Below are 14,856 nucleotides of genomic sequence, written 5' to 3' on the forward strand. Positions count from 1 at the left end.
GTGAGCGATGAGTTTTAACTGCTTTCAGCGTGCCACTGACTTGAGCAGAGCGCAAGAGTTAATCGGCGAATTTATAGTCAAAAAGAGCGTACGATTGAAGGTCGCAATTTGGAGAGGACACCGGATGTCATCGAGTGAGCTTGAACGCGAACGGGCGTACGTCCACGGCCTCTATCGCCGGCTGGATGCGCTGCGTAATGCCGCGCAAGAGCAGCTGGAATCTGTGCGTCGCAGCGCGCCGGGTGGAACTCACCAAAATCGCTCGGAGCGAGACGCTTTCGCGCGCATCTACGAAGATCGCATCGGGCAGCTCCGTGAGATCGACGAGCGACTGGCCTTCGGCCGGCTCGAACTCGAATTGGATGCCGACAGCGACACTGATTCGGAAGGCACCGCTGAGCGCCCCGTGCGTTACATCGGCCGTATCGGCCTGCGGGATGAAGAGCAGCGCCCCCTGCTGCTCGACTGGCGTGTTCCTCAAGCGCGAGCGTTCTACCAAGCAACCGCGGCGACGCCTCTCGGCGCGCGCGCTCGCCGTCACTTGCAGAGCAATGGTCGCGACATCGTTCGTATCGACGACGAGATCTTCGACACCGAGCTTCTTCACACCGATGCTGCCTCGCTTCAGGGTGAAGCAGCACTGATGGCGAGCCTCACTGCTGAGCGCACGGGGCGCATGGGCGATATCGTCGCGACGATTCAGGCCGAGCAAGACGCCATCATCCGTTCCGAGCTTCGCGGCGCCCTCGTCGTGCAGGGTGGTCCTGGCACCGGCAAGACGGCGGTCGCGCTGCACCGTGCCGCCTTCTTGCTGTACTCGCATCGGGAACGGCTCTCGGCATCCGGTGTGCTCATTGTGGGGCCCTCGCGTTCGTTCTTGCGTTACATCGAAGCCGTACTGCCGTCGCTCGGAGAGACCGGTGTCGTGCTGGCGAGCCTCGGCCAGTTGTTCCCTGGAGTGGATGCCCGCCACGAAGACATCGACTCGGTGGCGCAGCTCAAGGGCTCGCTCGAGATGGCCGCGCTCATCAAGCGTGCGGTTCGTTCGCGTCGGGTGGTTCCGACCGAAACGCAGCGCATGGAAATCAATGGCGAGATTCTGGATGTTCCCGCCGACCTCATCCGGGCGGCGATGCAGAAGGCGTGGGATTCGCACAAGCCGCACAACCTTGCGCGCGTAGTTTTCAACAAGGCGGCGATCGCGGGAATCAGCCGTTTGCTCGCCGACCAGTTGCGCTCCCACGGCAATACGATTGACGATGCTGACCAGAAGTGGCTGCGCGAAGACATTCGAACGGCGCACGACGTGAAGGTTGCGCTCAACACCGCGTGGATGCCCCTCACGCCCGAGAAGCTCGTGAGCGATCTCTACGCCCGCCCGGGCTGGTTGCGCAGCCTCACGCCCCGCTGGACGCCCGAAGAGCGTGACCTGCTGCGTCGTGAGCGCGATGCCCCCTTCACAATCAGTGATGTTGCGCTACTCGACGAAGCGGCAGAGCTTCTCGGCGAAGTCGACGTCGCTCAGACCGCAGCGGAGCGCGAGCGCAAACAACAACGCAAGCGCGACGTCGAAAACGCTGCCGCCGCCATCCGGAACATGGATGTCGAAGGCATGATCGATGCTGAGACTCTCGCGGAGGGATTCGAGGCCAGTGCCGAGCGCGCAACCACGGCGGAACTCGCTGCGGCGGACCGCTCGTGGACGTATGGCCACATCGTTGTCGACGAAGCGCAAGAACTTTCGCCCATGCAGTGGCGACTGCTTGCACGCCGTAACCCGCTCAAGTCCTTCACGATTGTGGGCGATGTCGCTCAGGCCAGCGCGGCTGCCGCAACGAATAGCTGGGGTGCTGCGCTCGCCGCGGATATCGGTGATCACTGGCGACTCGAGGAACTCACGGTCAACTACCGCACACCGTCTCAGATTGTGGCGGTGGCCGAAGCGGTCGCGCTCGCCCACGATGTATCGATTACACCGTCGCGCGCTGTTCGCCGGAGCGAATGGCCTGTCGATGTCACCCTGGTCTCGGCAAGCGAGCTGGGTGCTCGTGTCAGTGATGTTGTGGGCGCTGATCGTGCAATTTCGAGCGACGGCACTGTGGCCGTAATCGTTAGTGATTCGCTCACGAGCAGCATTGTGGATGCTCTGCAGCAGTCCTTCGCGGGCGACGTGGGCGAGGGCGCTGCCGGCCTCAACAAGCCGATCGCCGTGCTCACTCCTCGCGAATCGAAGGGGCTGGAGTTCGATTCCGTTGTTGTCGTGGAACCGCAGCGCATCGTGGATGAGATTTCTCGTGGTGCTGCAGCTCTCTATGTGGCGATGACTCGATCGACTCAACGTCTCAGCATCGTTGCTTCTCAGGGGTTACCCGAAGGTATTCCCACCCCGGAATAAGGGTGGTCAAGGGAGTTGACCCCCACTCGGGTATGCCCAATAGTGGGGGTTTCGGCGGATTCACAGGTTGGGCACTATAGATCTAGAAGTTATTCCTCGGGGGAGGAACCTTCACTCGGGAGCGATTCTTCGCCACGAGTCGGGCCGGAGGCGGGGGAGCCTCCGGCCCAACGTATTTCTGCATGCATCTCACTGCATGGAAGAGCTGGAGGGTCTGCGTGCCGCAGAATAACGATCTTCGCGGCCGGATCGCTGGACAGTCAGCCATGGCCGCCGTCATCGCGGCGCAAGCGCACCATGCGCGTCGCGGTCTTCTTGCGCGCACCATCGGCCTCTCACCACTCACCGCTGAAGGCCGCGCGCACTATCGCGGGGCCGTCGGCGAGCTCCTTGTGGGGTCGATTCTTGACCATCTCGGTCACAGCTGGGACATTCTCCACGGAGTGCCTCTCGGGGAAACATCGCTCGATCACTTCGCCGTGGGGCGGGCGGGTGTGTTCGCTATTTCTGTCGTGAATTGTCAGGGAGATGATGTCGCGATCAACGGTGATGAGCTCGTTATCGCCAAGACCGTTAGCCAGGCCATTACGCAGGCGCGAGCTGCGGGGCAGCGTGTTGCCGCCGCTCTCAGCGCGGCAATGGGCTCACCCGTGAACGTCGTCCCGGTGCTCGTGGTCGTCGAGCCCGTCAAGGTCTCGACGCTAGCGGTGCCGGCTGACGTACGGGTATTGACGTCAATGCAGCTTGAGCAGTGGCTTCTGTCAGCGCAGGCAACGCTCACGGGGGAAGAAGTTGCGACCCTGTCGACGGTGGCCGAGTCAAGCACTACCTGGCCCGCTCCGCAGCAAGCGACGATTGCCTCGCGCACGATAACGCGCGAATTCGTTCGCATCCACCACGATGTGCGTCGAGCGAGTGCTCGACGCTTCGTCTGGGTGGTGGTCGCGCTCGTGGGGACCTTCCTGTGGGTATGGTCACTAGCCTCCGTTTTTGCATCACTTGTCGTAGGCCCCTAGCGCGTCGAGCACTTTCTTAGCTGTCGTGGGGCACGATTGGGGAATGTTTCGGCGTCATCCCTATCTGAGCGCTGCCACGTTCAGCTATCTCGCCGTGGTGGCTTGGCTGACGCTGAGCCCGCAAGCTCCCGACCAACGTGATGGTCCGCTCTGGCAACTGGCGGTTTTTCTCGACCGGTTTCAGGCTACGCAGTGGCTCACTTTCAATGACCTCGAGTTCATGGCCAACATTGCGTTGTTTGTGCCGGTGGGATTGTTCTTTGTTCTTCTCGTCGGCAAGCGCCAATGGTGGCTCGCGCTTGGCCTCGCGGTTCTACTGACGGCGGGAATCGAATGGGTGCAGCAGTTCATTCCCTCCCGCGTTTCTGACCCGCGCGACATCGTTTCCAACTCCGTCGGAGCGACGATCGGTGTGGTGGTCACTCTGAGCGTGGCCGCAGCACGCGAGCGGGCTCGTCGCCGGCGTCGTAATCGACCAGCAGGAAACTATTCCTCCGCACGCTAACCGGCCCTAGGCTGTGGTCGTGCTAATTCTTCGAGGCTTTCTCGCCTATTTTGCTGTGGCGGTACTCCATGTGGCGAGCCTCGCCGCGGGGTGGGATGACATGGCAGTGGTCACCAAGTTCTCGCTCATGCCCGCTCTTATGGTGGGCGTCGTTATCGTGCGGCGGCGCCCGTTCTCGTGGCCCGACTATCTGCTGCTCGCCGCTCTCACGCTGTCGTGGCTCGGTGACATTTTTGTGTCGGATGCCGCGAGCTCACGCTTCCTCGTGGGGCTCGGCTCATTCTTTGCCGCCCACGCGCTTTACCTCGTGCTGTTTCTTCGCGTGGTGAAATCGCGCCGGGTGCCCATGCTGGCGCTACTGCTCGTCGTCTGGTGGGCAGGCTTGCTGTTCCTGCTGCGCGATGATCTGGGCTTCTTCTTTGTTCCGCTTGCGGTCTATGGGGCAGTGCTGGCGGCATCCACAGCAGCGGCGTTGGCGACGTCGCGACTGATCGCCACGGGAGCAGTTCTTTTTCTAGCGTCGGATTCAGCGCTCGCCTGGGCTCTGTTCGCACCGAGCCCGGTCTGGTGGCAGTCGGATGTCGTAATCATGACTCTCTACATTGCTGGCCAGTTTCTGATCGCCACCGGGTTCATTCGGGCGCGGAACGCTCGGGGGAACACTGCTAGCGTGTCCGAGTGACTCCTGAGCCCTCCGACCCCGTCGTTCAGAGACGCGTTGCGGTGGGCCCGGTTGTGGCGGCTGTCGTGGCGCTCGTTGTTTTTGCCGTCATCGTGACCGTCGTGATTACGCTCGCCGCGGCATCCTTGTCGCCGACCGCCACTGCGACGCCAACGGCAGCGTCGTCGCTACCGTCGCCAGCGGCAACGAGTGTTCCGGCGCCCGAGTCGACTCTGATCCCGCCAAGCGCAGAGTCAACGGGAACACGGTGTTTTGATTACACGGCCGAGGTCTCAGCGCTCGACATCGAATCCGCGCAGGTGGCGCAACGTGATCGGGATGAGGTTGAGGTGGAGGTCACTCTGGCGAAACCTTGGGAGGGCTCGTCGGCTCAACTGGGCATCTACGCCGAGCGCGCCGATGGCGACCGCGCGTACCAATTCTCGCTCGAGATCGACGACGGCGAGATTGAAGAGTTCACTTCGCACGAATTCGACCGCGACGACGCTGACGAGCTCGATGTCGACGACGCCGAACTCTCCGGCTCCACCGTGCGTTTTCTCGTGCCTCGTTCGATCGGCAAGAAATTGGGAGACGAGTGGTCGTGGTTCGCTTTTAGCGCCGCCGACGGCTCGACGATCGACACATGCCCGGGAGTCCCGAATGCTCCGGAGTACTTGCGTTTCGAACGCTAGAACTCACGAAATGCTTGCCGAGTAGCCGTTCCGCTAGCGGGCGATGCAGGCTCCGCTAGAAACGGCGGTGCTGAGGTCAGCCGCATTCTCGACGATGGGGCGAACAGCATCCAGCGTCAGTGCGTAACCAACGTTGTTCTGTTCGGTGCTACTGCCAAAAATCGTGCCCGCGATGTCTCCATCGAGAGTCAGCAGAGGGCCGCCTGAGTTTCCGGGATTCACTTGACCCGCCAGAGTGTAGACCTCGCGGGGCGCTGCACCCTCGCCGTAGATGTCGGCACTCTCGAAGGTGCTCACGTGCTGCACGAGAGCGGCACTGGTCGTGAAGGGACCACCGTAGGGGTACCCCTGGATTGCCGTGCTGGTGCCGGGGCGTGCGGTGTCTCCGAGCCGGAGCGCATCGGCGGTAAGGCCAGGAACCGCCAGAACGGCTAAGTCGTTCACGGAGTCGAAATACACAATGGAGCTCGGGAGAACTTGGCCGTTGAGCGCTTCAACCACGGGGCCCGACGTGCCCGAAACGACATGGGCATTGGTCATGATGCGCTCTGGCGCAATCACAAACCCGCTTCCCGTCTGACCCTGACCGCAGGCGTAAGCATTCCCCGTGATGCGCACAACGGACTGCGCTGCGGCGGCGAGAGCGGGGCTGTCGGCGTCGATGGTGGGGATTTGCGCATTCGGATCGCCGAGAGGCGAACCCAGCAAAGGTAGGGCGCGATCGCTGAGCGCAGTTCGCCAGCGGGCGATGTTCGCTTCGACGACGTCGGGCGTTACATCCTGAATGGTGCGGATGACCGATGATGCTGAAATCGTGCGGGAGAGTACCGGCACTCCCAGCTGTGCCGCGCTGAAGCTAACCGTCGAGATAACGAGCGCGGCGACGACGAAGATTGCGAGCCCGCCCACCGCACGATCAGCTCCGCGAAGAATCTTCGTCTCGATCGATACTTGAATCGCTTTGCCCGCGGCAGAACCTACTGCGTGCCCCACGGCAACGAGGGCGATGGCTACCGACACCGCGACCAGCACGCGCACTTGCGGCACCGACGCCAGCTGCGCAATGTTTCGAGCGAAGAGCATCGCCAAGAAAATGCCGACGGCAACACCAGCGATGACAAAAATGCTGCGAGTGAGGCCGATTCGGATGCCATAGATGGCATAGCCCAGCAAGACGCCGACGAGCAGCAGGTCGAGCATCGGGGCGACGTTCATTGTCTCAGCCTAAGGCGCATCGACGGCGTCGGTTGCCGAGTTGGGCGATCGTCGAACGCGAGATAATCTCTCACAGAACAATGTTGGGGGATCGGGTGAGCGACAAGGCGCACGAAAGCCGCGCTCCGGCATCCTTCACCGAGGATTCCGGGTTCGGTCTGGCGATGGCCGCATGCTTGCGCGCCCAGCGAGACAGGGAGCCGCGCACGTGGTTTCAGCGACTCCGCGGCGCGAGCCCGCTCTCGGCCGAGGCCAGCGCGGTGTACGCCCATGGCGTGGGAGAGCTCGAATCTGCTGTCGCACTCGCTGCGCTGGGTGCCGATTGGTTCATTGCCGGTTCCACTGACAGCGGCGATACGAGTGTTGGCGCGGATCACGTCGTTCTCGGCCCGGCGGGAGTCTTCGCTGTGTGTAGCCGGCGGCATCCGGGAGCGAAAGCGGTCACTGCCGGGCGCATGATCCTCATCAATGGTCGCCGCGTCGCGTACGTTCGCGACGCCACAATCTTGGCCGAGCGCCTCACCGATTCGTTCGCCGCCCTCGGCGCCCCCTCCGTGCAGGTGCGCCCGCTCGTCACCCTCACGGGAACCTCCGAACTGGTTCGTGGCCGCATGAAAGCGCCGGTTCCGGTGTTGCCCCTTCAGGATCTTGCAGCTTGGCTCATTCGTCACGAAGCTGTCTATTCGCGGGCGGAAATTGCCGCCCTGGTTCCCGTCGCCGGTCGCCTCAGCGGCTGGACCGCACGCCCCGCGGTCACGGGCCCGAGCATTCGGCTCACCGCCCGCTTCGAGCGACTGCGAACTGAAGTGGATGCCGCCCGCCGCCGCTACCGGCTATGGATCGCCGTCGGGGGAGCGGTTGCGCTCGCGGCCACCGTCACGATGGTGGCGTTCGCGATTCCCGCGATTGTTGCTCTCTTCGCTGGGTAGTACTGCGGGAGCCCTGCCTCTGCTAAACTTTCAAGGTTGCCGTCTAACGGCCGCGGATAAAGAGAGCTCAAGCATTTCAGCTATGGGCACCGCGCAACGACTAGAAAGGGGATCACCTTATGGCTCTAGAAGCAAGCATCAAGAAGGCGATCATCGAAGAGTACGCAACCCACCCAGGTGACACGGGATCCCCCGAGGTCCAGATCGCGATGATGACTCGTCGCATCCTCGACCTCACGGAGCACCTCAAGATGCACAAGCACGACCACCACTCGCGTCGTGGACTGCTTCTTCTTGTTGGTCAGCGTCGTCGTCTGCTGGGTTACCTGCAGAACGTTGACATCACGCGTTACCGTACGCTGATTGAGAAGCTGGGACTGCGCCGCTAGTCGACTCGTCACACTTGCCAAAGGCCGTCATCGCATTGCGATGGCGGCCTTTGTTGTTGCTGTGAGCGTGTTGCCTATTCGGCGGTAGCCGGTGCGCTGGGAGCAGCGGTCTTGGGTTTGCGCGGCAGCGTGAGCAGGGTGGTGAGGCTCACGGCGATCATGAGCACGGCACCGATAGCCACGAGCGAGAAGACGCCGGCGGCAGGGAGCACGAACATCGCTACACCGGCCGCCATCGAGACGATGCCGCTGACCCAGCCGAACCAGCGCGGGTGAATGGTGCCGCGCACTCCACCGACGAGGTCGACTACTCCTTCGAGAATCCAGCCGATTCCGATGACGAGGGCGAGCGCGATGAGCGTCTGGAACGGGTTGGCGAGGCACAGGATGCCGGCGATCACGATGAGGAGTCCGAGAAGGCCAGTGGTCCAGCGCATCGGGGAGTCAAGGTTGTTCGCGACGAAGGCGGCGGTCACGCGGTACATTCCCGACGCGATGAGGTAGATGCCGAAGAGCACTGCGATGGTGAGCAAGGTTGCGCCGGGGAACAGCAGCCCGATGACTCCGAGCACAAGCCCGATGACGGCGACCGCCATGAGTTGACCGCGGTGGACGCGCAAGAGTCCGGGGAGAAGATCTTCAGCCGAGACGGGGCGGGGAGTGGTGCTGTCAGACGAGCTCATTACGGTCCTAACCAGAGTTGTCAATGCGTGCCTTACGTTGCCCATTCTCCCAGTTGGATTGCCCCAGTGTGCAACTGCGACGCACCGGTTAGGCTCGAAGCATGTCGCGTCGTGTTACTTACTCTCAGCTCGGTGGGCCTGAAGTGCTCACGATTTCCGAAGTTACCGAACCTCACGCTGGTGAGGGCGAGGTGCGGGTGCGTGTGAAGTGCGCCGGCATCAATCCCTTCGACGCGAAGGTTTTTAGCGGGGCGCCCACTGCTAGTCCTCAAAGCGTGGAATTCCCGAGTGGCAACGGCAACGACTTCGCCGGTGTTGTCGATGAAGTTGGCGCGGGAGTGGACCAGTGGGCTGTCGGTGACGAAGTGCTCGGCGGAAAGGGCTTCAGCGGCCAAGCGGATTTCGTTGTTGTTCCCGCAGCCAAACTCGTTCGCAAGCCGGCTGATTTGAGTTGGGAACAGGCGGGCGGCCTCGATATCGCCGGTCGTACGGCCTGGGCGAGCGTCGAAGCTGTCGCCCTCACTGAGGCCGACACCGTTCTCGTGAGCGCTGCAGCGGGTGGCGTCGGCGTCATCGCCGCGCAGCTCGCCAAGCTCAAGGGCGCGAAAGTGATTGGCTCCGCCAGCGCATCGAACCATGAGTTCTTGCGTTCGCTCGGCATCCACCCCGTCGCGTACGGCGAGGGCATGGTCGAGCGCATTCTCGAGATTAGCCCCGAAGGTGTGACCGCTGCCCTCGATAACAACGGCCGCGAAACAGTGGATGCTGCGCTAGCGCTGGGTGCCCCGGCCGACCGCATCAACACGATCGCTGACTATGCGGCGGTCTCGGAGTACGGCACCTCGGGTGTCGGTGCCGCGGGGGCGACCCCGGCTGACCTCGCGTCGCTTGCGGCCCTCGTTGCTGCCGGAACCGTTGAGGTTCCGATCGATTCGGTATTCCCGCTCGAGCAGGTCTCTGAGGCCTACGCCAAGCTTCTCGAAGGCCACTCCCGCGGCAAGATTGTGCTCACGCTCTAGAGAGGCATCCGCCATTTTCCAGCTCTTTTCTACCGGCATCATCGCCGGTATCGCGGGCTTTGCATCATCGTTCACCCTTGTGGTTGCTGGGCTGCACGCGGTCGGCGCGAGTGACGATCAGGCAGCCTCTGGCCTGTTGATTCTGACGGTCATGATGGGACTCGTCACGATCGGGCTGGCGTGGGGCTACCGGATGCCGATCACGGTCGCGTGGTCGACTCCCGGTGCCGCACTGCTGATCGTTGCGGCGCAGGGTGACGTTGAGTTTCAGGCCGCGGTTGGTGCCTTCATCGTGTGCGGCGTGCTCATTATGGTGTGCGGTCTGGTTCCCGCGCTGGGGCGACTCATCACGCGGATTCCGCAACCGATCGCGAGTGCAATGCTCGCGGGCATCCTCTTTCCGATTTGTCTTGCGCCAATCACAGCATCGGTGGAGTACCCCTGGTTGGGTCTTCCGATGGTCGTGGTGTGGTTGATTCTGTTGAAGGTTGCCCCGCGGTGGGCTGTGCCGGGAGCGCTTGTTGCAGCGATTGTTGCGATTGCGCTGACGACCGACGGCAGTCTGTTTGGTGATGCCGCCGTGGTGCCACAGCTCACTCTCGTGGTTCCCGTCTTCGACCCGATTCTGATCGTAAGCCTCGGCATCCCGCTGTTCATCGTCACGATGGCCGGGCAAAACGTGCCGGGCTTTACCGTCATGCGCACCTACGGCTATGCGGTTCCCGCCGGCCCCGCCCTCACTGTTACCGGTGCCGCGTCTGCCGCGAGTGCATTCTTTGGCGGTCATGCCCTCAACCTCGCCGCTATTACGGCAGCGCTCACGGCGAGCGAAGAGGCGCACGATGACCCCAAGCGCCGCTGGATCGCCTCTGTGGCAGCGGGCACCACTTACGTTGTGATCGGTCTGGGGGCCGGTTTCGCCACCGCCCTCGTCTCGGTAGCGCCTCCCATCGTGGTGGTGGCGATCGCGGGGCTTGCGGTGATCGGTGCTCTCATCACTTCGGTGCGTACTGCTCTGGATGCTCCCGAGCACCGCATCGCGGCCATCGCCACGTTCCTCGTTGCCGCGTCGGGCATCACCGTGATCGGAATTGGCTCCGCGTTTTGGGCGCTCATCGTCGGAGCGATCATCATGGCGTGGCTCGGTTGGCGCCGAAAGACTGGCGTCACGGCTACGCCAGCGGGCCCGGATGCCGCCCCCGAGGGAGCCGGGCCGACCGCCCCTGAGAGTGCCGCACCGGCCGCCCCAGAAAAGAAACTTTAAAGTTTTTTGAGATTGCTGCATCCAAAACAGGGGTTCAGCCAGAAGTACTCCATGTAAGGCGATTTACGCCCGACTATGAGAGGACAAGAACAGTGCGAAACAAAATTTTTGCCGGTGTAGCCGCCGGAGCGATTGCCGCCGTAGGAGTCGCCATCCCCGCCAACGCAATCTCGGACACCACCGCTGACCTGTACGTTCTGCACGCAGTGCCGGGACTCACCGTCGACGTGTACGTCAACGGCGAACTCACTCTCGACGACTTCGAGCCCGGTGACCTCGCCGGCCCTCTCGACCTCCCGGCCGACACCTACACGGTCGCGATCACCGCCTCCGATGCCGCCGACGACTCGTCGCCCGCCATCGGCCCGATCGACCTCACGCTCGAAGCAAACACGAGCTACACCGCGGTGGCTCACCTCGATGAATCAGGTGACCCCACGGCCAGCCTCTTCACCAATGACCTCTCGACGGTCGCTGCCGGTGAAGGCCGACTGACCGTTCGCCACACGGCTGCAGCCCCCGCTGTCGACGTGCTCGCCAACGACGCAGTTGCCTTCGAAAACCTGAGCAACCCCGACGAAGTGAAGGCTGACCTCGCGGTCGGAACGATCTCCGCCGCTGTTGCACTCACCGGAACCACTGACCCCGTCATTGGCCCGGCCGACGTCGAAATCGCCGAAGGTGTCAACACGATCGTGTACGCCTGGGGCAGCGCCGCCGACGACAACCTCACCCTCGCAGTGCAGACCATTGACGGCCTCCACTCGAACCCCGGCGGAGTAGACGCCGGAACTGCAGGACTCGCCGCTGACAACAACAACGGCATCCTCGTCGCCGGCCTCGGTGGCCTCGCAGCACTCCTTGCTCTCGCAGGATTCGCCGCAACCCGACTCTCCGCCGCCCGCGCAGCGAAGTAGTCACAGCACAACCTCCACAGCACGACCCAGTACGACCAACACTCACACACCCCAGCAAGGAGAACGTCATGGCCCCGAGAACCCTAGCCCTCGCGGTCATGGCGCTTCTCCTTGCTGGCTGTGCTGCAGCCCCAGCAGAATCCATCGCCCCGACGCCCGTGCCGTCCCCGCCGCCCACCGCGGTGATCGATGTGCCCCGCCAGTCGAGCGAACTTGCGCCGGTAGAGCAGCTTGCTGCCCCGGTTCGCATCCAAATTCCTTCCGTCTCCATCGACATCCAGATCACACCGGTCGGAGTCGAGGATGACGGTCTCATGCAGATCCCCGAAGACATTCGAGTCGCCGGCTGGTACCGCTACGGTCCCTCACCCGCCAGTGACACCGGTTCGACCGTTATCACCGCCCATGTCGACGACTTCGAACAGGGCCTTGGCCCCTTCGCCTATCTCAAAGAGATGCCAGCGGATGCCGAAATCATCGTGACAACAGATGACGGCGTCGATCACCGCTACGTTCTCGAATCCGTGCAGAACATCGAGAAGAAACAACTGCCTCTCGACCAGGTCTTCGACCGCGACGGAGCTCCACGAATTGTGCTCATCACGTGTGGGGGACAGTTCGATCAGAACGTCTTGAACTATTCTGACAACGTCATAGCGATTGCTAACCCGCTATGAACACCCTCAACCGGAGAGCTATGACGGACGACGAAGCCGCAGACGAAGCCCGCATGACGCAGGCGTTCATCGCGGGCGACGAAGCGGCGCTCGCGGAGGTGTACAAGCGGTGGTCATCGCTCGTCTTCACACTGGCAGTTCGCTCGCTCGGCGATCGCGGCGATGCAGAAGACGTCACTCAGAAAGTCTTCGTCTCAGCCTGGACCGGGCGCTCAAGTTTCAAGCCTGAACGATCGAGCCTGTCGGCGTGGCTCGTCGGAATCACCAAGAACAAGATCGCCGACGCTCACGAAGCTCGAGCGCGAATTCGCCGGCTTCAAGAAGAACTGGCGTCAACAACTTCGCGGGGGGAGGCTGTCGTGGAAGACTTCGACTTGGCCGACACCCTGATGGTTGCCGACGAGATCTCTCGCCTTGAGCCGGATGCTCAAGCGATCATGCGATTAGCGTTTTTCGACGATCTCACCCACAACCAAATAGCCGACCGTCTCGAACTACCTTTAGGCACGGTCAAGAGCCATATCCGGCGCAGTCTGCAACGGATGCGAACACGATTGGAGGCGACCTATGCGACACGTTGATCCTGAGGTCCTTGCGCTGCTCGCCCTGGGTGAGCAAGTTGCCCTCCCCGAAGACAGTGTGCACGTGAGCGAATGTGACCAGTGCCGTCGCGAGATCGAAATCCTTGCGCGTGCTGCAATGATTGGCCGTTCCACTTTCGATGCTGGTGAGCTGCTCGAAGCTCCCTCGCGCGTTTGGGATCGCATCAGCGACGAGTTGGCGCTGACGGTAGATGACGCACGTGCGACATCCGCCCCCGCCGTTGGCGATGCTGACGACAGGGTGCCCAGCGACGAACTGGCCCAGAAACGCGTCGAACGCGTCGAACGCGACGATGTCGCAGTGGACGAGTCAACCGCAACGAGCATCGCGGAAAGCGGCACTGTGCACTCTCTTGCCGAGCGCCGTCGCCGTCCGTGGATCGGCTTTGTTGCTGCAGCGGCCGCCGTCGCCTTGGTCGCGAGCGCCGGTACCGCGCTGTGGGCAACTTTCAGTCCTGCTGAACAGCCGACCATCCTCGCAAGCGCAACCCTCGAAGCCTTCCCGGCCTGGCCAGATTCCACGGGTGAAGCCAAGCTTGAGCAATTGCCCGACGGTACGCGCGTGATCGACGTCAACTTTGATGCTCCCGCGACCGACGGTGGCTACCGTGAAGTCTGGTTGATCACGACGGATGCCACGGCTCTCGTCAGCCTTGGAATCGTTGAAGGCACCTCAGGCCAGTTCACGGTTCCCGACGGCCTCGACGTTTCGAGTTACGACCTCGTTGACATCTCTGAGGAACAGTTCGACGGAAACCCGGCTCACTCCGGTGACTCCATCGTGCGCGGTCAGCTCTCCACCGAGGCCTAGCGAACGCCGCTGCTGTGCACTGTCGGCGTGAGCCCGAACTCCGATTAGTCGAAGTGCGTGGTCTCGAGCTGGTGAAGGGCGAGAGCCACGGAGAGCCGGGTGCGACCGCGCGACGTGCGCACGTCAAAGCCGAGTTTCGCGCTTAACTCTTCTGCCCGCGACTGCACCGTCGAGTGGTGAAAACCGAGGGTCGCTGCTGCTGCCCGAAGGCTCTCGCTCGCGGCCAGAGTGTCGAGCATGGGCAAGATGCGTGGGGTCTCACGAATAACGACGCCGAGCGACTGGAGGTCGCAATTCTCGGGAGCTCCCGCGGGACTGATTTCGGCGAGCAGCAACAACGAACCGAGATCATCCCCGTACAACACGGGCTCATGATCGGAGGTCAGGCGTAGCGCGGTGAGCGCCGAAAGCCACGAGCGCACCAGATCGGCGGGGGAGGCAGCGATGCCGATGCCGGCGCGCTCTGCTGCCACGGCATCCGTACTGAGCACGATTTCGGCGCGAACGGCGCCAGCGACCGTTGTCATTACGGCAGCAGGGCCCGCAGCTGCTGTCGTGGTGCTTGCTGGCTGAGTGATCACGCGGTAGCGCGTAGTGCTCACCAAGTGCAGAGAGTGGGCTGCGGCTTGGCGGTGCTCGACGGTTTCGGTGGGGTCGAGAAGGGTCTCGACGGGATTGCGTAGTGCTTCGGCAGGGCCGGTGCGTTCGAAGAGGATGCTGAGGGCGAGCGCGACACGCTCGAGAATCATGTCGTCGTTCGCGTGAGCGCCGCCGTCACGTTCGAGCCAGACCGTCCCTCCACCGGTAAGGCTTCGCGCCGGCCACGAAGCGGGGGAGCCAGGATCGGCACTGCGGCGTCCACGTTCGTCGACTCGCAGGCTGAGAGACGGCGAGGCCACCCCGGCGGAGCATCCGGCCAGCATACTCGCGCCGCGAACAAGGACCTCGGCGTTGGCATGACCGGCGGACAACGCGTCGAAGTATGAGATCACCCGCAAGGTTTCGCTGGCCTCGGGGTCGAGCGCCTTCAAGCGTCCGGCTAGTTCTTGCATTCTCGTTCCGCCCTCTGTGGTTCGAG

At 62.8% G+C, this 14,856-nt stretch carries 16 protein-coding genes; 13 read left to right on the forward strand and 3 right to left on the reverse strand.

Going from position 1 to position 14,856, the window contains the following annotated elements; all coding sequences use genetic code 11:
* Positions 1–124 precede the first annotated feature (124 nt).
* The 5 genes from CLV85_RS12870 to CLV85_RS12890 all read left to right on the forward strand — a co-directional run bounded on the left by CLV85_RS12870 (position 125) and on the right by CLV85_RS12890 (position 5,272).
* Positions 125–2,395 carry a UvrD-helicase domain-containing protein gene (locus CLV85_RS12870; protein ID WP_100390041.1) on the forward strand — a complete coding sequence of 757 codons (2,271 nt, stop codon included), beginning with the start codon at positions 125–127 and terminating at the stop codon, positions 2,393–2,395.
* A 218-nt stretch (positions 2,396–2,613) separates the two neighbouring features.
* The gene (locus CLV85_RS12875) at positions 2,614–3,411 is read left to right on the forward strand and encodes a nuclease-related domain-containing protein (RefSeq protein ID WP_229820464.1); all 798 of its coding nucleotides are present in this window, start codon (positions 2,614–2,616) and stop codon (positions 3,409–3,411) included.
* Positions 3,412–3,454: 43 nt separating this feature from the next.
* Positions 3,455–3,916 (forward strand): VanZ family protein, encoded by a 462-nt coding sequence (locus tag CLV85_RS12880; protein ID WP_100390043.1) that lies wholly within the window; start codon positions 3,455–3,457, stop codon positions 3,914–3,916.
* A 19-nt stretch (positions 3,917–3,935) separates the two neighbouring features.
* A complete protein-coding gene (locus CLV85_RS12885; protein WP_147433376.1) occupies positions 3,936–4,598 on the forward strand; it encodes a lysoplasmalogenase in 663 nt (220 codons plus the stop codon).
* Positions 4,595–5,272 carry a hypothetical protein gene (locus CLV85_RS12890; protein ID WP_100390045.1) on the forward strand — a complete coding sequence of 226 codons (678 nt, stop codon included), beginning with the start codon at positions 4,595–4,597 and terminating at the stop codon, positions 5,270–5,272. Before CLV85_RS12885 ends, CLV85_RS12890 begins: the two co-directional genes overlap by 4 nt.
* A gap of 33 nt (positions 5,273–5,305) precedes the next feature.
* Here the strand turns inward: CLV85_RS12890 and CLV85_RS12895 are convergent, their stop codons facing one another.
* Positions 5,306–6,487, reverse strand: coding sequence for a MarP family serine protease (locus CLV85_RS12895; RefSeq protein WP_100390046.1), 1,182 nt, complete (start codon positions 6,485–6,487; stop codon positions 5,306–5,308).
* A gap of 95 nt (positions 6,488–6,582) precedes the next feature.
* Between CLV85_RS12895 and CLV85_RS12900 the strand changes: the two genes are divergently transcribed.
* Both CLV85_RS12900 and rpsO read left to right on the forward strand, forming a co-directional pair.
* Complete coding sequence (locus tag CLV85_RS12900; protein WP_100390047.1) at positions 6,583–7,416, forward strand: hypothetical protein; 834 nt, start codon at positions 6,583–6,585, stop codon at positions 7,414–7,416.
* A 119-nt stretch (positions 7,417–7,535) separates the two neighbouring features.
* Positions 7,536–7,805 (forward strand): 30S ribosomal protein S15, encoded by a 270-nt coding sequence (gene rpsO, locus CLV85_RS12905; protein WP_009771894.1) that lies wholly within the window; start codon positions 7,536–7,538, stop codon positions 7,803–7,805.
* A gap of 74 nt (positions 7,806–7,879) precedes the next feature.
* Here the strand turns inward: rpsO and CLV85_RS12910 are convergent, their stop codons facing one another.
* Positions 7,880–8,488 (reverse strand): HdeD family acid-resistance protein, encoded by a 609-nt coding sequence (locus tag CLV85_RS12910; protein ID WP_100390048.1) that lies wholly within the window; start codon positions 8,486–8,488, stop codon positions 7,880–7,882.
* Positions 8,489–8,589: 101 nt separating this feature from the next.
* Between CLV85_RS12910 and CLV85_RS12915 the strand changes: the two genes are divergently transcribed.
* The 6 genes from CLV85_RS12915 (at position 8,590) to CLV85_RS12940 (ending at position 13,778) form a co-directional block, all read left to right on the forward strand.
* Complete coding sequence (locus CLV85_RS12915) at positions 8,590–9,507, forward strand: NADP-dependent oxidoreductase (protein WP_100390049.1); 918 nt, start codon at positions 8,590–8,592, stop codon at positions 9,505–9,507.
* Positions 9,491–10,771, forward strand: a complete 1,281-nt coding sequence (locus tag CLV85_RS12920; protein WP_158592999.1) for a benzoate/H(+) symporter BenE family transporter — start codon at positions 9,491–9,493, stop codon at positions 10,769–10,771. Before CLV85_RS12915 ends, CLV85_RS12920 begins: the two co-directional genes overlap by 17 nt.
* 92 nt (positions 10,772–10,863) lie before the next feature.
* Positions 10,864–11,688: a DUF4397 domain-containing protein gene (locus CLV85_RS12925; protein WP_100390051.1), complete on the forward strand. Its 825-nt coding sequence runs from the start codon at positions 10,864–10,866 to the stop codon at positions 11,686–11,688.
* A 68-nt stretch (positions 11,689–11,756) separates the two neighbouring features.
* Positions 11,757–12,365 (forward strand): class F sortase, encoded by a 609-nt coding sequence (locus CLV85_RS12930; RefSeq protein WP_100390052.1) that lies wholly within the window; start codon positions 11,757–11,759, stop codon positions 12,363–12,365.
* A 20-nt stretch (positions 12,366–12,385) separates the two neighbouring features.
* The gene (locus tag CLV85_RS12935; RefSeq protein WP_100390053.1) at positions 12,386–12,946 is read left to right on the forward strand and encodes an RNA polymerase sigma factor; all 561 of its coding nucleotides are present in this window, start codon (positions 12,386–12,388) and stop codon (positions 12,944–12,946) included.
* Complete coding sequence (locus CLV85_RS12940; protein ID WP_100390054.1) at positions 12,933–13,778, forward strand: anti-sigma factor; 846 nt, start codon at positions 12,933–12,935, stop codon at positions 13,776–13,778. Before CLV85_RS12935 ends, CLV85_RS12940 begins: the two co-directional genes overlap by 14 nt.
* A 44-nt stretch (positions 13,779–13,822) precedes the next feature.
* Here CLV85_RS12940 and CLV85_RS12945 read toward each other — a convergent pair whose 3' ends face one another.
* On the reverse strand, positions 13,823–14,830 hold the full coding sequence (locus tag CLV85_RS12945) for a helix-turn-helix domain-containing protein (RefSeq protein ID WP_100390055.1): 1,008 nt from the start codon (positions 14,828–14,830) through the stop codon (positions 13,823–13,825).
* Positions 14,831–14,856: the final 26 nt, after the last annotated feature.

Source organism: Salinibacterium amurskyense (assembly GCF_002797685.1).
Classification (GTDB): Bacteria; Actinomycetota; Actinomycetes; order Actinomycetales; family Microbacteriaceae; genus Rhodoglobus; species Rhodoglobus amurskyensis.